This is a genomic window from Actinopolymorpha sp. B17G11, from assembly GCF_040196095.1.
In the GTDB taxonomy this organism is placed as follows: Bacteria; Actinomycetota; Actinomycetes; order Propionibacteriales; family Actinopolymorphaceae; genus Thermasporomyces.
The window spans coordinates 173,606-193,152 of the sequence record NZ_JBEFTW010000007.1 but is presented as its reverse complement, the minus strand read 5'-3'; the positions used below and the strand labels follow the sequence as shown (position 1 = coordinate 193,152).

The window sequence follows — 19,547 nt, the reverse complement described above, 5'->3', positions numbered from 1 at the left end:
TGCTGGCACGTGCCGAGGACCGGTACGTGGTCCACTACCCGGCCGGCTCGGTCGTACCCGGCCGGCCGATGTGGCTCCATGAGTGGTCTGGACCGACGGTCGGCCGGACGTCCACGGCCCGACGGTCACCATGAGTCCATAGCGGCCAGGATCCAGCTGCGGCAACGGGGCCGGTCCGACTCCAGACGCCCCGGCTTGGCGGGTGCGGCCTCGGAGCCGGGCCGGCGGAAGTATGCTCGGGCCGAACCCGCCGTACCTGTGTCGCACCTGCCCGCGAGGCCGAGGAGTTTTGCCCGCGTGATCGACTCCAGCAGTCCCGCCGCCGTCATCGTCCTCGCCGCTGGCAAGAGCACCAGGATGAAGTCGCGGACACCCAAGTTCATGCACGAGATCGGCGGCGTCAGCCTGCTCGGCCTTGCGGTCGGGACAGCTCGCGCGCTCCAGCCGGATCATCTCGCCGTCGTCGTCGGGCACGGCCGGGAGCAGGTCGTCCCGCACCTCGCCGAGCTCGACCCCGACGCCCAGCCGGTGGTGCAGGAGGTGCAGGGGGGCACCGGGCACGCCGTCCGTACCGCGCTGGAAGCACTGCCCCCGCTCCGCGGCACGATCGTGGTGACCTACGCCGACGCACCGCTGCTGTCCGCCGAGACGCTTCGCGAGCTCATCGCCGGCCGGGCCGCGGGCGACGCCGCCGCGACCGTGTTGAGCGCCGAGGTGACCGACGCCACCGGCTACGGCCGGATCGTCCGCGACGAGCGGGGCGTGGTCACCGGCATCGTCGAGCACCGTGACGCCACACCCGAGCAGCGGGCGATCACCGAGATCAACTCGGGGATCTATGCGTTCGATGCGAGCCTGCTCGCCGACGCGCTCGCCCGGGTGAAGGCGGACAACAGTCAGGGCGAGGAGTACCTCACCGACGTGCTCGGAATCCTGCGCGAGGACGGTCACGAGGTGACCGCCGTGGTCGCCGAGGACTTCCGCGACATCCTCGGCGTGAACGACCAGATTCAGCTGGCCGAGCTCCGGCGCGTCCTCAACGACCGGATCCTCGCCGGGTGGATGCGCGCCGGCGTCGCCGTCATCGACCCGGCCACGACCTGGGTCGACGCCACCGTGACGCTGGAGCCCGACGTCACGTTGCACCCGAACACCCAGCTACGCGGCACCACCTCGGTCGCCGCCGGTGCCGAGGTCGGCCCCGACACCACCCTTACCGACACGCGGGTGGGCGCTGACGCGCAGGTCGTCCGTACGCACGGATCCGGCGCCGAGATCGGCCCTGAGGCCAATGTCGGCCCGTACGCCTATCTACGTCCGGGCACCAGGCTCGCCGCAAAGGGCAAGATCGGGACTTTCGTCGAGACGAAGAACGCCGAGATCGGCCCCGGCGCCAAGGTGCCCCACCTGACCTACGTCGGCGATGCCACGATCGGTGAGGGCGCCAACATCGGAGCCGGCACGATCTTCGCCAACTATGACGGCGTACACAAACACCACACCGACGTCGGGCGGCATGCGTTCGTCGGAAGCGACTCGGTGCTGGTCGCGCCGCGCCAGATCGCCGACGGGAGCTACGTGGCGGCCGGTTCGACCGTGGTCAAGGACGTCGCGCCGGGGGAGCTCGCGGTCGCCCGCGGACAGCAGCGCAACATCTCCGGCTGGGTCGCCCGCAAACGAGCGGGTACGAAGACCGCCGCGGCCGCCGAGGAGGCGCAGCGCGGCGAGGGCGGCGACCCGACGTCTGACCCGCCGGTGAACCCGAGAGAGACTGACGGTGTCGAGGACCACGGGAGGAGCGGTCAGTGAGCGGGCTCAAGCGCACCACCCACAAGAACCTCATGTTGTTCTCCGGGCGGGCGCATCCGGAGCTGGCTCAGGAGGTCGCCGAACTCCTGGGAGTCGATCTCGTCCCGACCACGGCGTACAACTTCGCCAACGGCGAGATCTATGTGCGCTTCGACGAGTCCGTCCGAGGGTGTGACGCCTTCGTGATCCAGAGCCACCCGGCTCCCATCAACGACTGGATCATGGAGCAGTTGATCATGGTCGACGCGCTGAAGCGGGCGTCGGCGAAGCGGATCACGGTGGTGACGCCGTTCTACGGCTACGCACGACAGGACAAGAAGCACCGGGGTCGGGAGCCGATCTCCGCGCGACTGATGGCCGACCTGCTCACCACCGCCGGCGCCGACCGGCTGATGGCCGTCGACATCCACACCGCGCAGGTCCAGGGCTTCTTCGACGGTCCGGTCGACCACCTGCTCGCGCTGCCGGTGCTGGCGGAGCACATCGAGTCGCGGGTCGACACGTCGCAGGTCACCGTCGTGGCACCGGACTCGGGGAGGGTTCGCGTCGCGGAGCAGTGGGCCGAGCGGCTCGGCGGCTGTCCGCTGGCGTTCATCCACAAGACCCGTGATCCGAACGTCCCCAACCAGGCGGTCGCCAACCGGGTCGTCGGGGACGTCGAAGGGCGTACTTCCCTCATCGTCGACGACATGATCGACACCGGCGGCACCGTCGTGAAGGCCGCGGACGCGCTGATGGCCGCGGGGGCGCGCGACGTCATGGTGGCAGCCACCCACGGCGTACTCTCCGACGCCGCGGTCGACAAGCTCAAGAACGCCCCGATCCGCGAGGTCGTCGTCACCAACACGCTCCCGATTCCCGCCGAACGCAGGTTCGACAGCCTCACCGTCCTGTCCATCGCGCCACTCATCGCCCGGGCGATCCGCGAGGTCTTCGAAGACGGCTCGGTCACCAGCCTCTTCGGCGGAGCCAACTGATCGGCCGGTAGGCGAGTGCAGGGGTGCGTCCGCCGGCGCGGCGCTCCGCTCGTCGGGTGAGTCGTTTCGGCCCATAACGCGAGTGCCCGGGGCAAATGAGGCTCACCGTCCCGGCGGCGAATGACCACGCTGCCCATGCGTACGAAACCCGGGACAGGTGGCGGCGCCTCGTCGGCGACCGCCGGCATGGGTAGCGTGGTCACTCGCCGCCGGCGCGGCGACCGCCGGCATGGGTAGCGTGGTCACTCGCCGCCGGCGCGGCGACCGCCGGCATGGGTAGCGTGGTCATTCGCCGCCGGGACGGTGGACCTCAGGTGCCCTGGGTGGGTCGTGACGATCGTTGCCGGGTATTCTGTCCCGGTTGCCTCGGCGAGGGACGCCCGGTCTCCGGCTCCGTGATCGACGCGGTGCCGGCCAGGTGCGCCGCCGAGCAGCAAGCCGCCGCCCGCCGACACTGTCATCGACACCGTACGCAGACATCGTTCGAGGAGTAGCTTCCGTGCCCGAGGTCAAGATCAAGGCCGAATCCCGCAACGAGTTCGGCAAAGGTGCGGCCCGCCGCATCCGACGCGCGGGCCTGGTGCCCGCGGTGTTGTACGGCCACGGCAGCGCTCCGGTCCACATCACGCTGCCTGGTCATGAGCTGATGCTCGCGCTCAAGACCGCCAACGCTCTCTTCGACGTCGACCTGGGCGACCGCAGTGAGCTCGCGATCCCGAAGCAGGTCCAACGCGACCCGATCAAGGGGTTCCTCGAGCATGTCGACCTGCTGATCGTCCGGCGTGGCGAGAAGGTCGTCGTGTCCGTGCCGGTCGTCCTCGTCGGCGACGCCGCTCCTGGTGGACTGGTTTCCCTCGAACACACCGCACTGTCCGTCGAGGCGGAGGCCACCCACATTCCCGGGCAGATCGAGGTGTCGATCGCCGACGCCGAGATCGGTACGCAGGTCCACGCCAGCGACATCACGCTGCCCCGCGGCGTCCTCCTGCAGGACGACCCGGAGGTACTCGTCGTCAACATCACGGCTCCTGCCGCGGCGGAGGCCGAAGAGGAAGCTGAGGCGGCCGAGGGCGAGGGTGTCGAGGCGGCCGAGGGCGAGGCCGGTGGCGGCGAGTCGCGCGAGGACACCGACTAGTCCTCGACGGCTGGCAGCGCATCCTTCGTACGGAATGACACATGGCCGACGACGCCTGGTTGGTGGTGGGACTCGGCAACCCCGGGCCGACCTACGCCGCGCACCGGCACAACGTCGGACACCTGGTTCTCGACCTGCTTGCTGAACGCATGGGCGGGAACTTCCGCCCGCACCCGCGCGGCAGGGCGGATGTTCTCGAGGGGCGGCTCGGCGGCCTGCCGGGCCAGCGTGTGGTGCTGGCCAAGCCGCGGTCGTACATGAACACCTCGGGTGGGCCGGTCGCGAGCCTCGGTGCTTTCTACAAACTGGACCCCGCGCGGTTGGTCGTGGTGCACGACGAGTTGGACATTCCGTACTCCACGCTGCGGCTGAAGTTCGGCGGTGGTGACAACGGACACAACGGGCTCCGGTCGATCCGCCGCTCCATCGGCACGGGCGAGTTCTTCCGGGTGCGTTGTGGGATCGGACGGCCTCCGGGGCGGCAGGACGCGGCCTCTTTCGTCCTCTCTCCGTTTTCGAGTGTCGAACGCAAAGAGCTACCGCTTTTCGTCGAACGTGCCGGCGATGCGGTCGAGACGCTCACACTCGAAGGCCTAGAAAAGGCGCAGAACGCCTTCCACGGCGAGGGCATGCGTTAACGCCGGGTTCGGTTTGGACGTGGGACGGGCACAGTCCTGACGTGTGAGTGATGCCATGTCGCCTTTAGATCGGCGACCTGGTGGGATTTCTTGAGTATGCGGGTGGACGGCGTGGTCACGGTTCGATCTCACGTGCAACCGATGGGGTGGCGGACAGGTCTAGTGCTTCGAAGGCGCTGGCTTCACACCCGGGGGGTGTGTGGAGCCGGCGCTTTCTCTCTTGTCCATCGCCACACCTGGCAGTTGTCGACACGGCGCCGCACGCGTCGATGGATCGGCGGAGGGGATGGGCGTCATGCGACGGAAGTTCACCAGTGCCGTCATCATAGTTGCCGCGCTTCTTCTGGTCGCGGCATGCCAACAGCCGATTGGCGGAACAGGTGAGGAAGCGCCGGGACCACTTGTCAACAGTACCTGCGGTGTAGGGCCGAAACTGGTGCCCAACTGCGGGGCCTGGTGGGGAGTCGCCGCCAACCCTCTGGGAAGTGAAACCTGGGAGCAGGCCCTGGTGAATTTCGAAAGTCGAATCGGCAGGACCGTCAATGTCGCGCATTTCTACAAGCGTGCGGGACAGCTTTTCCCGACCAAGCAGGAAATCGCTCTCGCCAACCAACCTGGAAAAGAACGCATTCTGTTCTTCAACTACAAACCGGAGGCCGGGCACACCTGGCGTGAAGTGGGCCGAGGTGCCACCAACGCCGAGATCGACCGGCTGGCCGCCTATATCAAGGCGAACTTCACCAAGCCGTTCTTCTTCACGGTCCACCATGAGCCCGAGGACGAAGTGAGGCAGGTGGCCGGATCGGGATACACCGCCCAGGACTACGTGTTGATGTACCGGCACGTGGTGATCCGACTGCATCAACGCGGGTTGCGCAACGTCGTGCGGGTCATGAACTACATGGGCCTTCCCAAGTGGGGCTCGCAGCCGTGGTTCAACGCGCTGTATCCCGGTGACGATGTCGTCGACTGGATCGCGTCCGATCCGTACATCTTCGGGTCGGGACAGTACTGGGGAGGCGTGTCCGACCTGATGAATCGGCGCTTCCCCGAGTATCCGAGCTGGCCGGGCTTCTATACGTGGGCGACGGTCAACCATGGCAGCAAGCCGCTCATGCTGGCCGAATGGGGAGTGGTCGAGAAAGTCGGCAGTCCCGGTGCGAAGGCGAACTTCTTCCGGATGCTGGGTGACCAGGTCCAGCAGTGGCCGCGGGTAAAGGCGTTGGTGTACTGGAACGCCGCATCCGACCGGACTGTCGGTGCCACCCGGGTCGACTCCAGCACACCGTCGTGGAACGAGTACGCGAGAATCGGCCGGCTGCCCTACTTCAACCGGTGAGACAAGCCGCCGGAGTGCGATCAGCCGCCGGAGTCCCGCGCCGGAGTGCGATCAGCCGCGGGAGACGAGCCGGCGCTCACGGCGGGCGCGGATCGTGATGCCCGGCAGGGCCCCCTGGAACGCCGCGAGTTCCAAGGTCGTGCGACCGCGCCAGAGCATCGCCGCATAGGCCACACACATGAGCGGCAACCAGATCCCCACCACCGGGAGGGACATCGGAAGCACCAGGGCGATCAGCAATGGGACACCACCGAAACACAGGCCCGCGCTGAACGCGACCCAGCCGACACCGGGCCCGAGCGAGGTGACGCCGAACGCCCGGCGTACCTGGATCATCGGCAGCACGTTGCGCACCAGGAGCGCGGCAGCCCAGGCCAGTGCGGCGCCGGTGATACCGAACGGAGGAACGAGGAGCACGACGAGGATGACGTCGATGACGAGCGCCGAGGCGTTGTTGACCAGGCTCTGTCGGCTTCGGCCGGCCATGAGCAGGACGACATCGACCGACCCGGTGGCGGTCGTCGCCAGCATCGTGAGGGACAGGATGACGACCGTCGCGAGGCCCGACTCGTACCCGCTGCCGAAGATCCGCAGCAGGAGAGGTGCCGCGATCGCGCTGGTGAGGTAGACCGGCCAGGTGATCGCCATCAACCATGCGGTCGACGTCGAGAAGACCTGCCGCACGCCGGGGAGGTCGCCGCGCGCGAAGAGCTTGGACAGTTGAGGAGCGAGAACCTGCTGGATCGCCTGCATGCCCATCTGGCCCACCACGAGGAACCGGGTCGCCGCGGTGTAGACGGCCGCGTGGCGGGGGGACAGTAGTGCCGCGACGAGCACGATGTCGGTGCGCTGCAGCGCGACCTGGCAGATCCGGCCGAGCGCGCGGGGTGCGGTGAACGCCCAGAAGTCCTTGGCGAGCTCCGCCCTGGTGGGTTCGGCGGCGAGCGCGGGAGCATCCTCCGGTGGCGTTGACGCAGGAGAGGCCGTTGACGACGGCGAGGGCGACAGGAGGGTCGACGTCGAGGGCGTGGACGTCGGGGGTGTGGACTGGCTCATGGAGAACCGGCCGCGGGCGATGCGGCGGCACCACCACGCGACCGCCACCAGGCCGAGAAGATAGGGCGCCGCCCAAGCGATGGCGAGCCCCGTCGGTCCGACCCCGAGAAGCAGGGCGACGAGCACACACAGGATCTGTCCTGGCATCCGCCCCAACTTCTCGACTACGACGTTGGCCCGGGTCGTGCCGTAGGCCAGGGTCGCCGCCACCACCGTGTCGTACGCCGTCGCGATCGGAAGCGCCAGCGCCAGCACCCGGAGCATTCCGGTCATCGCGACCTGATCCGTGCCCCGGCTGATCACGGCGGAGAACCACGGCGCGGCGACCCAGACGACGACGGCGACCGCCACGCTGAGCGCGATGACGGCACGCAGGGCGATCCCGACCGTCGCCAGGGCGCTCGCCGGGGATCCGGCGACCAGGCGGCGCTGGATGGCGTGGGCGAGTCCCACGTCGGTGCCCAGGGCGGAGACCGCGGTGACGATGAGGAAGAACGACGTGGCCGCGAACAGCATCCCGGCGATGTCCTGGCGTACGCCGTTGGTCACCAGGACGACGAGGGCAATGCCGGCGCCACCGCCGATGACCGTTCCGGCGACGTTAAGGACGCCGCCTCGAGCCAGTTGCCGGATGGGAGCGGTGCTGGTCACCGATCGTCCGCCCGGAACGCGCGAACGTTCGCCGCATCGCGGTGTCCGCTCGCTGGCTCGGAGCGGTCAGGAGTCGGAGCCGGGAACGCGTTGGCCGCCTCGCCGAGGCGTCCGTTGGTCGCGGCAGACCGTCCGTTGGCCTCACTGGGGCGCCCGTTGGCTGCCTCGCTGGGACGCCCGTTGGTCGCAGGGCCGGAATGCCCGTTCGCACCGCCCGGCCACCCGTTGGCGGTGCGACCAACCGCGCCGCTCCCGGACGCCGGGCCCGCCGGATTCCCAGTCGCTGGGTGCCCAGTCGCTGTCCCGCTACGCCGGCCGGTGCCAGCGACGCCGGAGTGCCCGCGGCTTGCGGCATCCCTCCCAGCCGGATCGCTCCTGGCGTTTCGGCGTTCGTACGCAGGAGCGCCGTCGTTGGCCTCGGCCCTCCTGGGATCAGGCCGGTCGGCACGCGCGGAGGTGACATCCGGCCCGGGGACCGCGGGCCCGGGGTGGTGGACCTTGCCGGTGCGGCCGTCGACGACGATGACACCGACGGCGGCGGACTGCAGCCTCGCCAGGAGCGCGGCGGAGTTCTGCAGCTCCGTGCGCGTGGTCAGCTTGCGGGCCGCGACGAGGACCACCGCGTCGGTCAGCGCGGCGAGTGCCTGGCCGTCGGCGGTGGTGACCGGCTGTCCGGTGAGCAGGACGTAGTCGTACCACTCGCGCAGCTGACCGACGGTCGAACGCATCTGCGGCGACAGCAGCTGGTCCATGGTGGTGCGCTGCGGCCGGCCGAACGGCAGCAGCACGAGGTTGTCCTCCGGCTGGACGAGGAGATGCCGAAGGTCAATGGACCCGGCCAGCAGGTCGGCCAGGCCAGGCAGGGACTGCGTTCCGGTGAGCAGCTCGCCGGCGGCGCCAGCGGTGTCGACGAGGACGACGCTGAAACCCGCGCGGGCGAGGCCGGTGGCGAGTCCGGCCGCCTCGGGTGCGGAGGAGACGTCGGGGGAGAGGCTGGCCACCGTCATGACGACGGGTGGCGTGTCGACCGAGCCGACGACGGCCGTACGCAGCTGGCGGTACGGCTCGGGCAGGCCCCGCCCGCGTCGGTCCGTACGCCCGGCGAAGCGATCGCGCTCTCCGATGACGCCGAGCAGTCGGACGTCGAGATGCTCGACCTCGCCAGGATCGAGCAGTCGGTCGTCGGCGCGGGTGCGGAACAGCGCCAGCATGGCGCCGAGAGTGAGCCCTGCGATCGCGCCCGCCCCGCCGAAGAGCACGGCGTTGGTGCCGCCTGCCGTGAGAGGCATGGTGGCCGGGCTGATCACCTGGCCGGGCGCGAGGTCGGTCGCGGTGAGCGTGCTGACCTCGGTCTCGAGGCTGGCGATCTGGGAGGCGAGCGCGCTGACCCGCTCTTCCAGGTAGGCGTGGCGGGCCGAGCCCTCGTCGGTCTTGCCCAGCTCGTCGGTGGCGTCGCCGAGGGCGGACTGGATGTTGGTCTGCTGCTTGCGGATCCGTGCCAACCGGGAGTTGGTGAGGGACTTGGCCCGAGTGCCGCGGTAGTCGAGGTAGCTTTCCGCGAACGCCTGGGCACCGTGGAGGGCATCGGTCCGGCTCTCCGCCGTGAACGAGATCCGCAGCACCTGGGTGTTGGTGGGGATCTCGACCTCGACCAGCTCATGCAGGTCGTCGGCGCTGAGTTCGGTCTTCAGCTCCCGCGAGACCAGGGCAGCCACGCCTTCGGTTCTGACCAGCTGGGCCTCGGTCTCGAGGTTGACGAGCTGCTCGCCGCGGCCGTCCGGCGCGAACGGGTTCCCTTCGAGCGGGTTGAGCAGGACCGAGGCGGTGGCGGTGTACTGGATCCCCTGACGCAGCGCGCCCGCGACACCGGCGGCGGCGCCGAGGAGGGTCAGGACCAGGATCAGCAGCAGGTGTCGGCGGAGTGCGCTTGTCACGAACGCCACTGGCGAATACGCCTCGCGGACCTCACGCATAGCTGTCCCCCACCCCCTTCACCACTGCTCAAGAGACGGTAGACCAGACCCTGCCCAGACCGAAGCGGTTTCGGTGGGTTGTAGTGAATCGGCCGGGAGTGTGCCAACAGTCTGGTCCGTACGGGTTCGGCCCTGCAACAATTTGGCATATGTCCAGCAAGTCGGGCATGCGACGGGCTAGGCCGCACGCGGAGAATGACACTGAGTAGCCAAACTGGGGGATGCGGATGACGGAACATGGTGGATGTACGCCTGATGCGGCAGGACGCCCGCAGCGCCCGCAGCGCGTGCTGCTCGTCGGATCGAGCGGTGGGCACCTGGCCCAGCTGCTCGCCCTGAAGCCGTGGTGGGAGTCCCGCGACCGGACCTGGGTGACGTTCGCCACCGAGGACGCGAAGTCCAGGCTCCGCGACGAGCGGGTCGTGTGGGCGCACTTCCCGACGACCCGCAACCTCCCCAACCTGATCCGCAACTTCTTCCTCGCGATCAGTGTGCTCCGGCGGCACCGTCCGGACGCCGTGGTCTCGACCGGCGCCGGCGTCGCCGTACCGTTCTTCCTGCTGGCCCGCGTACTCCGGATTCGTACCGTCTATCTCGAGGTCTACGACCGGCTCGACACGCGCACGCTCACCGGCAGGCTGTGCCGCCCACTGTCGTCCCTCTTCTGCGTCCAGTGGGAGGAGCAGGCCCGGCTCTACAAGGGGTCCCACGTCGTCGGAACCCTCCTCTGAGCCGTCGACATCCGGCTATCGAGACCTGTGCTGCAGAGAGAAGTGAACGCATGCACCTGCTGGCCATGGTGGGGACCGACTACCACCCGTTCGATCGCCTGGTCCGCTGGGTGGACGCGTGGAGTATCGGACACCCCGAGGTGGAGTGCCTCATCCAGTACGGCACCGCCCCGGCGCCGCGCCACGCGGCCGGCGTCGCCTATGCCGAACACGATGAGCTCGGCGAGTGGATGGACCGGGCGGGGATCGTCGTCTGCCACGCCGGGCCGTCGACGATTCTCGAGGTCCGTCGTCGTGGCCTGCTGCCGATCGTCGTTCCGCGCTGTGGCCAGTCCGGTGAGCACGTCGACGACCACCAGGAACGGTTCGCCAGCCGGCTCGCCGGCACCGGCCTCGTCCTCACCGCCGGGTCGCAGCGGGAGCTCGGCGTCCTGCTGGACAAGGCCCTGGATGACCCGACGGTGGTACGGCTGTCCGAGGTGGCCGACGGTGCGGTGACAGATGCCGCCGTACGCCGGTTCGGCGAGCTCGTCTCTGGCCTGTTCAGCCCCGTCCGCACAGGGAAGCGTCGCTGACCCCGGCCGCGCCCTCCCCGTGTTCATGATCACGGGAGACTGGCAGGCGGTGGAGCCGGGATCGGGCGCCTTGCGCCTGTCGGCCTCAGATGCCGCGGCCGAAGGAGTTGGCGGTGGCGAGTACCCGGTCGGCCGACAGGAGGCGGAGGGCGACGACGACCGTGACGTACGCCCGGGGCTCGCGCCAGTTGAGCCGGAGCACCCGCCCCACCGCGCGAAGTGCCGCCCGCGGCTGCCCCAGCGCCGCGTAGGCGAAGGCCTTCTGCCCCTCCAACCGGGCGAGTCCGTGCGGATCCTCGCTCAACACCGGATGCTTCGCGAGGACGTAGTCGATGGCGTCGATGATGGTCTGCCAGCGCCGGTTGAAGAACGACGTACGCCCCCACAACACGCGCACCAGTGGGCGTTCGACGACGGCGATGGGCCCGGCCTGGGCGGCGCGCAGAATCCAGTCGTAGTCCTCGCCGTAGCTGCCGGGGATGTCCTCGTCGACGACGCCGATCCGCATCCGGAGGGCGTCGGCCCGGACGACGACGGTCGACGGGTGCGCCTCCATCACGCGGCGGCGGGCGAGCGTCGCGACGCTGAGGTCGGCCGCGGTGGGTACGCGCTGGACGACCCGATCGCCGTACCGCACCTCGATGCCAGTCACCGCGACATCGCTGCCGGTCGCCTGCAGCCGCTCGACCTGCAGCGCCAGCTTGCCTGGCAGCCACTCGTCGTCGTCGTCGCAGAACGCGATGACCTCTCCGTTCGCGGCGTCGATCCCGGCGTTGCGCGCGCCGGCCAGTCCGGGCGTACGCGAGTTGGCGATCGCGCTGACCCGGCGTCGTGGTCCGTACGTACGACCGGCGCACACGGACTCGTCGACCGGCGCCTGGTCGAAGACCACGACGCACTCGACGGCGGCCGGGTAGTCCTGGGCCATCACCGCGTCGATCGCGCGGCGCAGGAGTTCTGGCCGGTTCCTGGTGGCGATCACCACCGTCACCGACGGCGCTGCGTCGTCGGCCCTGTCTGCGGTCATCCGGGTGTGCCTTTCCTGGTGCGCCCGCACTATCCGGGTGGGGTGGCCGGGACCAGGGTGACGATCCCGGTGGCCGTCGTGGTCCCAGCGGAGCCCGGGCGGCCATGGGGAGCGCGCACTGCCCGGGCGAGTGCACGCCGCGTGGTGGTGCCGAACTCGACGAGCACGAGCACGATGTCGGCGGTCTCGGGGTGCGTGTCGGCGGTGCTCGAGCCGCCCCGGCTCGCCGCCACCACGACGTCGGGATCGTACGCCGGACCAAGGGTCGACGCGGTGAGGGCGCGCTGAAGCACGGCGACGAAGCCCGCCGTCAGCGAGTCGGCGCAGCATCCCAGGACGACGATCCGCCCACTACCGCCGGCAAGGGCCCGCTCCAGCTGTGTCGCCAGTCGTCGCATGTCGGTATCGACGGTCGCCCGGTCAACGGCTGCCTGGTCGACGCTCGTCCGGTCAGCGCCGGCGCCATCAGCGCCTGCCCCATCAGCGCCGGCCCGGTAAACGGTGTCCCTTCCGCGGAGTCCCGTGAGCAGAGTCGAGTCGACACTGGCGAGGATCGGCAACCCGGCGACGTCGCCGACGTCGAACGCGTCATCTACGTGGGTCTTCCGCCGGCGTCTCAGATAGCCGACGCCGAGGCCCGCCGCGAGACCGGACAGGAGACCCGAGAAAGGAGCGACCTCGGCGTTCGCCCGGGTCGAGTCGGTCGGGAGGCGCGCGTGCTGCACGATCTCGGCGGCGTTGGCGGCCGTCGACCCGGCGCCGGCCAACGCCTTGTCGATGGCGGCGATCTGGCTACGGATCTGTGCCCGCAACGCGCGGTTGACAGGCAGCGCGGACGGTCCGGAACGCTCCGGCACCCCGTCGGTCTCGGGCGGTGCGTCGGCGATGATCTCCTGCAGGGTGGCCCGCCGGTCCCGCAGCGCCGAGCCCACCCGGCGGGTCCGATCCGCGATCAGTGCCGACCGTTGTCGCACGTACTCCCGTGCCACGGTCTCGGCCCCCAGTCGTGCCTCGGCAGGCGTACGTCCGGTGAACGAGAGCGAGAACGTCCGGGCGCTGGTCGGCACGCTGATCTGGATCCGGTCCGAAAGGCGCGCGACCGTCCAGTCCGCGCCGAGGCGTTCGGCCGCGTTCCCCAGCACGACGTCGGAGCGGATCAGTTCGGCTTCGGTGTCCTGCGTCCATTCCCGCGGCGGTGGCGTGCCCTCGATCGCGAACGGTTCGATTTCGAGCGCGAGATAGGTGGGTGTCGCCGGGGCGAACACGGTGGCGGTGGAGTGGTACTCCGGTGGAGTGACCCAGCTGACCACGAGTCCGCTCGCCAGGCCGGCTACGCCGAGCAGGACCGACGCCCGCCAGTGCGAACGTACGAACCGGCGGTAGCTGCCGAGCGCGACGGTCATCGGTGGACGTCCGTGGAGACGGGGTGCGGAGCCAGGGTCATCGGCGGAGTACGAGGTCGTCGAGCAGGTCGAGCAGCCAGGTCGTCCTGGCGCGCAACGGTGCCCCTTCGGCGGGCTCGGACGCGAGGGTGTAGCGGCGCGCCAGCTCGACGAGGTACGCGATCCACACCGCCTCCGGGTCGTTGCCGGAGAAGACGATGTCGTCGGTCGGCACCCGGTGGGCGGGATCCGTCGCGAACTGTCGGCGGACATGGCGGCCGGCGCCTTCTTCGCCGGCGTCGCGCAGCGTGGCCTGGAGGCGGTAGTGGGTGAGGTCGTAGCCGAACGGGACTCCGGTGGCGAAGCGTTCGAAGTCCCACAGCAGGACGTGGTCGCCGCTCCACGCCATGTTCCACGGCGTCCAGTCACCGTGCCACGCGCCGAGCATGAGCTTGGTGTCGCCGTGGCGTGCCCCTGCCTCCGCGAGGATCCGGTCGAACCGGCGGGCGCGGTCGGCGTCACGCAGCGCGTCGGGTGTGTCCTGGGCGAGCCCCCAGACCGGGCTCCGCGCGAGCGTGGACTCCGTGGTGCCGAAGTGGCCCGCGAGCTCGCACATCGCGGAGAGGGGGACGGTACGACGCCGCCAGCGACCCGACTCGGGGCGCAGCGGTGCGAGGACGAGTACCTCGAGGCCACGCCACCGCCCGTGATGGAGGACGCGCGGCACCCGCAGCGTCGTCGTCGGCCGGTCGGCTGACCAGAAGCTGCCCAGGGCGGCGGCCTCGTCACGGACCAGCACCTTCGTCGGTTCCTTCGTACCGACCTTCACGTAGGCGACGGTGTCGCCCTCAGGGGTGAGCGCGTGCAGGACGGGCTTGCGGTTGGCGCGTGGTTGCCCGACCCCGATGGCGACCACCACCTCGTGCCCGAGGATCCCGGCGAGATGGTCCTCGAACGACTCGGCGCTGCGCCCCTGCGGAACACTCACCCGGATCCGGTGCGGAGCGACCCGCGCCAGTCCCGGATGTACACCTGGTAGCCGGACGAGACCGGACAGGGCCGTACGGACGGCGCGTTCGCCGAGGGAGAGGGCCTGACTGTGCTTGCGAAGCGCCTCGGCCGTCACCCGGGCGGTGCTCACCGGGAGGGCCACGCGGGGATGCCGCCGATCGGGGAGTACGAGGAACTCACGGACCACGCGGTGCCCCCCGGGGACGCCGGCGGCGGTGCGTGCCCGCTCTCCTTGGTCGCCGTGTCCCTGGTCGTGCGGGTCGGGGGCGACGCCGATCGTTGCGGGCGTCGGCCAGAGCAGCCGCATCGTCTCGATCAGCGCGTCCCACGTCGACTGGTAGGTGGGCGGCTGGTGAACGGGTTCTGTCGTCACGGCGAACCTCCGGCCTGGTTCGGCTCCTGCGCGGCCGAAGGTACACCCCGAGCCAACAGACCCAGCGTGATCATCACGGTGACCATGGGGGAGTCGAAGGTGTCGTAGACGAACAGCTCGATCCCGAAGAACGCAAGGACGCAGCACCCGGCGATCGCCAGCGGTGTCCGTTCGCGCCAGTGCGCGAGGAACCGTCGGCCGAAGAACGCCAGGAACAACGCCAGCCCCACGATCCCCTGGGAGAAGACGACCAGCCACAGCTGCCCCTGCGTACCGAGTGGTGGCGGTTTGCACGCCGGACACTCCGGTGTCGCGCCGCCGGCGATGGAGAAGAAGCTCCCCTGGACTTCGCGGGTGGAGCCGAACCCCAGCAGCGGCGACCCCTCGACGACGGCGCGGACGCTTGCGACGGCGAGGTCCGCGCGTCGGTCGTTGGAGTGCGGCGCGTCTATGCGCTGCTGCACCATCGTGCCCAGGGGACTCAACGCGAACGCCAGGCCGCCGATGACGACGACCGCCCCGATGAGGTTGAGCGCCCAGAACTTCCCCATGGCCGCGAGCCGGACCGCCAGGTAGCACCCGCCGACTCCGAGAGCGAGCCAGAGGCCGCGGTTGAGGGAGTAGACGGCAGGTACCAGCGCCGCCAGCAGGACGAACGGCGCGACCCACCGCCGCCACCCTGCGCCCCGACCCAGCCACGCCAGGACGAAGAACGGCAGGTAGAGGGAGAAGTTCGCGCCCCAGGAGTTGGCGAACGAGAACGGCGCGATCGGCCGTGCTTCGTCGTAGCCCAGGATCGACTGCACGTCGGCCGCCGCCGGGTGGATCATCGACGTGACGAACTCGTTGGAGGCGATGCCCTCCGGCAGCACCAGCTCCATCGGCGAGCTGAAGGCGAACCCCGGCGCCACCACGCCGAGCAGCCCGCCGCAGGTGGTGACGACGAACATGAACCCGAGCAGCCGGACCACCCTGCGCGTCGGCAGGTCACGTTCGGGCATGTTCAGGACGTAGAGCAGTGCGATCGTCGCGGAGATGTACATCGCGGCCCGGTAGCCGAAGACGATGATCCGACCCGCGCCCCCACCGCCAGGCTCGGCGCCCGGCGCATCGACCCAGAGCATCGCCGCGCTCGCGAGGAGCCAACCGAGAAAGACGAGCCACATGCCGAATCCGCTCGGTGCCCGCAGCCCGCGCCGGGTCAGCAACTCGATCGCCATCGGGACCGCGAAGAGGATGAACGCGAACGTCGCCAGTCCGAGCATCCACCACAGCGGAAAGCCGAGGAACAGTGCGGTGAGCGGCCATCCTGCGGGGAGCAGCCGCGGCGCCGCCGACGAGCGCGTGGCCTGCGAAGTCCACGCTCCGGTGGTGAGGCTCCCGACGCTGGACGCGCCCGTCACGTGTGTCCTCTCTGCGGGTTGCCGGGTCTGGTCGAGTGTGCGGTTTCTCGGGCGGCTCGGCGGGGAGGATGCGCACGAGAAGAGGGGGTCTCCGGCAGCCCTTGAGGATACGAGACGCCGGCACTCGTCGAGGATCCCTTGGAAGATCTGCCGGTCGATGTCGCCGTTCCACTTGCACGCGGTGGTCATCGGCCGGCAGGATGCTCTACGCATTTGGACAGGTTTACGCATTTTGGCACGTGTCGACAGTCTGCCGATCGCTCCCTCCCCGTCGTGTCGTCGGAGCGCGGCCCGCGCTTTCCGTTGGGGGAACGTTGTTACTGCGCCGCTTGGGCGTGGCGGCCACCGTCTTGTGTGTCGCCGTGCCCGTCATCGGAGTCCCGCACGCCGCCGAGGCGGTGCAGACCGCCCAGCCGAAGGTCGTCAGCGCCGACCCGGCCAACTCCACTCCGCACGTGCTCGACGGACATGTGAAGGCCATCGTCCAGGTCGGCGACACGGTGGTGCTCGGTGGTGCGTTCACCCAGGTCAGCTCGGCCGACGGCAAGACCGTCTACAACCGCTCCAACCTGGTCGCGTTCAACGCCCAGACGGGTGCGGTCAGCACGAGTTTCGCCCCGAACGTCGACGACGAGGTGGCCACCCTCGCCGTCTCCAGTGACGGCAAGTCCGTCTACGCGGGTGGCTTCTTCGACGCGGTCAACGGCAAGGCGGTCAAGAGCCTGGCCCGGATCAACATCGCCGACGGGCAACTCACCTCCGGGTTCACCACCCCCGCCCTCAACGGCAGGGTCAAGGACCTGAAGCTGGTGAAGGGCCGGCTCTGGGTCGCCGGCACCTTCGGCTATGTGGCGGGCCAGAAGCAGGCGGCGCTCGCCACCCTCAACCCGGCAACCGGTGCTCTCGACCCCTTCCAGGGGGCGGTCTTCTCCGGCACCATGACCGCGGGCGGCTTCCTGCAGATCCTCAAGATCGACATCACCCCGGACGGTTCGCGGCTGGTGGCGATCGGTGACTTCACCGCGGTCGACGGCCAGCCGCGGGCCCAGATCGCGATGCTCGACCTCAGCGGGTCCAGGGCCGCGGTCGCCAACTGGCGGACCGACTTCTACGCCTCGCCGTGCAACGCGGTGTTCCCGACGTACATGCGGGACGTCGACCTCGCCCCCGACGGGTCGTACTTCGTCGTCGTCACCACCGGCGGTTACCAGGGCGGCCCGCCGGCATCCTGCGACACTGCCGCCCGGTTCGAGACCGGTGCGAGCGGGTCGGGGGTGACGCCGACCTGGGTCGACTACACCGGCGGTGACACCCACTTCGCGGTCGCTGTCACCGGCACCGCGGTCTACGTCGGCGGGCACTTCCGCTGGCAGAACAACCCGCACGGTCCAGCCGACCGGGCAGGTGCCGGCTCGATCGGCCGCGACGGCATCGCGGCCCTCGACCCCGCCAACGGCATGCCGTTGCGCTGGAACCCCGGCCGCACCCGCGGGGTCGGCGTCTTCGACATGGTGGCCACGTCCGCGGGCCTCTGGGTCGGCAGCGACACCGACCGGATCGGCAACTGGGAGTACCACGGGCGGATCGCGTTCTTCCCACTCGCGGGGGGCACGGACGTACCGCGGCCGGCCGCCGGCGAGCTGCCGTCCGACATCTACTACGTACCGACCTCTGGCACCAACCTGAGCCCCCGCAAGCGGCACTACGACGGCACCACCGTCGGCGCCGCCGCCGCCGCTCCGACGGGTGGCCTCGCCTGGAGCAACATGCGGGCGGGGTTCATGCTCGGTGACACGCTGTATGCCGGCTGGTCCAACGGTGCCTTCGACCGGCGTACGTTCGACGGGTCGACCTATGGCACGCCCACGACCATCAATCTCGCCGACCAACTGGTCTCCGACTCCGCCTGGCACGCCGACGTCGCCGCCGCCACCGGAATGTTCGCCTCCGGCGGCAGGCTCTACTACACCCGCACCGGATCGAGCTCGCTCTACTACCGCTACTTCTCGGTGGAGAGCCAGGCGGTGGGGGCCGAGCGGTTCACTGCGAGTCCCAGCGTCACCGGCGTCGACTTCTCCAAGGTGACCGGCATGTTCCACGTTGGCGGGAAGCTCTACTTCGCCTCGACCATTGACGGCAACCTGCGCAGGGTCACCTTCAGCGCCGGCAAGCCGGTCGCGGGCACCGCGACCGTGGTGAGCGGCCCGGGCGTCGACGGCAACGACTGGCGTTCCCGGGCGATGTTCCTGTTCACCGACCCGAGCATGGCGGCCGAAGGAGCGCCGACCGCGGTGGCCTCCAGCACCTGCGAGGGCCTCACCTGCACCTTCAGCTCAGTGGGTTCGACCGACCCAGACGGCACGATCGAGTCGTACGCCTGGAAGTTCGGCGACGGGTCGACCGGCACCGGCGCGACGCCGCGGCACACCTATGCCGAGGGCGGCACCTACACGGTGACGCTCACCGTCACCGACGACTCCGGGGCGACCGACAGCGTGGAAAAGACGGTGACCGCCGCCGATCCGGACCAGCCGCTGGCGGCGAAGTTCTCCGTGTCGTGTGACGGGCTGGCCTGCGACGTCGACGGCGGCGACTCGACCGACCCCTCCGGTGCGGTGCAGTCGTACGCCTGGAACTTCGGTGACGGGACCACCGCCACAGGGGCGACCGCCTCGCACAGCTACTCGTCCACCGGGCGCTTCACCGTCCGGCTCACGGTGACCGGCAGCGACGGCAAGACCGCGCAGTCGGAACAGGTGGTCAGCGTCGCCACGCCGGTCAGCTCCGTACGGTTCGTCGGCCAGGCCGGCAGCAACGCCAACGTCAAGACCCACCAGGTGACCATCCCGGCGAGCGTCGCGGCGGGCGACCGGCTGCTGCTCCTGTCGACCGTCAACACCACCACGCCCACCGCCTCCGCACCGAGCGGTGTGGGCGGCTGGTCGAGCGTAGGTACGAAATCTGCCTCCACCATGGTGACCCGGGTCTGGCAGAAGGAAGCCTCGGCGACCGACGCCGGGTCGACAGTCCAGGTGGCGCTCTCCGACTACGCGAAGGGTGACCTGACGGTGGTGGCCTACCGCGGTCCCGACCCGGTGGTGCGTACCTTCGCCAGCGCGGCCGAGACCACCTCGCGGACGACCCACACCACGCCGGGCGTCCAGGGAGTCGACGGTGCCTGGCTGGTGAGCTACTGGACGGACAAGTCCTCCGCCACGACGCAGTGGACCGCGCCGGCGGGTCAGACGACGCGGCGCAGCTCCTACGGCACGGGCAGCGGAAGGATTTCCATGCTGCTCACCGACGGCGGTGCTCCGGCGGGCACCGGGGCCAAGGGTTCACTGGGCGCGACCGCCGACGCGGCGAGCGCCCAGGCCACGATGTGGTCGTTCCTGATCGGACCGGGCGGATGACGGCAAGGGACGGGATCGGCTGGATCCGTGCAAGGGCGGCCCACCGCGTTTCCG

At 69.8% G+C, this 19,547-nt stretch carries 14 protein-coding genes; 8 read left to right on the top strand and 6 right to left on the bottom strand.

Annotated elements, in window-relative coordinates; genetic code table 11:
• Positions 1-300: 300 nt before the first annotated feature.
• The 5 genes from glmU to ABN028_RS10410 all read left to right on the top strand — a co-directional run bounded on the left by glmU (position 301) and on the right by ABN028_RS10410 (position 5,898).
• A complete protein-coding gene (gene glmU / locus ABN028_RS10430; RefSeq protein WP_502879176.1) occupies positions 301-1,809 on the top strand; it encodes a bifunctional UDP-N-acetylglucosamine diphosphorylase/glucosamine-1-phosphate N-acetyltransferase GlmU in 1,509 nt (502 codons plus the stop codon).
• A complete protein-coding gene (locus ABN028_RS10425; protein WP_349325481.1) occupies positions 1,806-2,786 on the top strand; it encodes a ribose-phosphate diphosphokinase in 981 nt (326 codons plus the stop codon). The genes glmU and ABN028_RS10425 overlap by 4 nt, the downstream gene beginning before the upstream one ends.
• Before the next feature lie 499 nt (positions 2,787-3,285).
• Positions 3,286-3,921 carry a 50S ribosomal protein L25/general stress protein Ctc gene (locus ABN028_RS10420; protein ID WP_349696447.1) on the top strand — a complete coding sequence of 212 codons (636 nt, stop codon included), beginning with the start codon at positions 3,286-3,288 and terminating at the stop codon, positions 3,919-3,921.
• Positions 3,922-3,962: 41 nt separating this feature from the next.
• Complete coding sequence (pth, locus tag ABN028_RS10415; RefSeq protein WP_349696446.1) at positions 3,963-4,559, top strand: aminoacyl-tRNA hydrolase; 597 nt, start codon at positions 3,963-3,965, stop codon at positions 4,557-4,559.
• Positions 4,560-5,067: 508 nt separating this feature from the next.
• Entirely contained in the window at positions 5,068-5,898 is an 831-nt protein-coding gene (locus tag ABN028_RS10410) for a glycoside hydrolase family 26 protein (protein WP_349325478.1), read from the top strand.
• A 51-nt stretch (positions 5,899-5,949) separates the two neighbouring features.
• Here ABN028_RS10410 and ABN028_RS10405 read toward each other — a convergent pair whose 3' ends face one another.
• Both ABN028_RS10405 and ABN028_RS10400 read right to left on the bottom strand, forming a co-directional pair.
• Positions 5,950-7,605: an oligosaccharide flippase family protein gene (locus ABN028_RS10405; protein WP_349696445.1), complete on the bottom strand. Its 1,656-nt coding sequence runs from the start codon at positions 7,603-7,605 to the stop codon at positions 5,950-5,952.
• Positions 7,602-9,578: a hypothetical protein gene (locus ABN028_RS10400; protein WP_349696444.1), complete on the bottom strand. Its 1,977-nt coding sequence runs from the start codon at positions 9,576-9,578 to the stop codon at positions 7,602-7,604. The genes ABN028_RS10405 and ABN028_RS10400 overlap by 4 nt, the downstream gene beginning before the upstream one ends.
• Before the next feature lie 227 nt (positions 9,579-9,805).
• Here ABN028_RS10400 and pssD point away from each other — a divergent pair, with 227 nt between their 5' ends.
• Both pssD and ABN028_RS10390 read left to right on the top strand, forming a co-directional pair.
• Positions 9,806-10,309 (top strand): PssD/Cps14F family polysaccharide biosynthesis glycosyltransferase, encoded by a 504-nt coding sequence (pssD, locus tag ABN028_RS10395; RefSeq protein ID WP_349325475.1) that lies wholly within the window; start codon positions 9,806-9,808, stop codon positions 10,307-10,309.
• Between the two features lie 50 nt (positions 10,310-10,359).
• On the top strand, positions 10,360-10,884 hold the full coding sequence (locus ABN028_RS10390) for a glycosyltransferase (protein WP_349325474.1): 525 nt from the start codon (positions 10,360-10,362) through the stop codon (positions 10,882-10,884).
• Between the two features lie 85 nt (positions 10,885-10,969).
• Here ABN028_RS10390 and ABN028_RS10385 read toward each other — a convergent pair whose 3' ends face one another.
• From ABN028_RS10385 to ABN028_RS10370, 4 genes are read right to left on the bottom strand one after another with little or no spacing between them, the layout of a single operon-like run.
• Entirely contained in the window at positions 10,970-11,911 is a 942-nt protein-coding gene (locus tag ABN028_RS10385) for a glycosyltransferase family 2 protein (protein WP_349696443.1), read from the bottom strand.
• A gap of 29 nt (positions 11,912-11,940) precedes the next feature.
• Positions 11,941-13,314 carry a GumC domain-containing protein gene (locus ABN028_RS10380; RefSeq protein WP_349696442.1) on the bottom strand — a complete coding sequence of 458 codons (1,374 nt, stop codon included), beginning with the start codon at positions 13,312-13,314 and terminating at the stop codon, positions 11,941-11,943.
• 37 nt (positions 13,315-13,351) lie between these two features.
• Entirely contained in the window at positions 13,352-14,677 is a 1,326-nt protein-coding gene (locus ABN028_RS10375; RefSeq protein WP_349696441.1) for a hypothetical protein, read from the bottom strand.
• Positions 14,674-16,080 (bottom strand): O-antigen ligase family protein, encoded by a 1,407-nt coding sequence (locus tag ABN028_RS10370; protein WP_349325470.1) that lies wholly within the window; start codon positions 16,078-16,080, stop codon positions 14,674-14,676. The genes ABN028_RS10375 and ABN028_RS10370 overlap by 4 nt, the downstream gene beginning before the upstream one ends.
• A gap of 362 nt (positions 16,081-16,442) precedes the next feature.
• Here ABN028_RS10370 and ABN028_RS10365 point away from each other — a divergent pair, with 362 nt between their 5' ends.
• The gene (locus ABN028_RS10365; RefSeq protein ID WP_349696440.1) at positions 16,443-19,493 is read left to right on the top strand and encodes a PKD domain-containing protein; all 3,051 of its coding nucleotides are present in this window, start codon (positions 16,443-16,445) and stop codon (positions 19,491-19,493) included.
• Positions 19,494-19,547 lie beyond the last annotated feature (54 nt).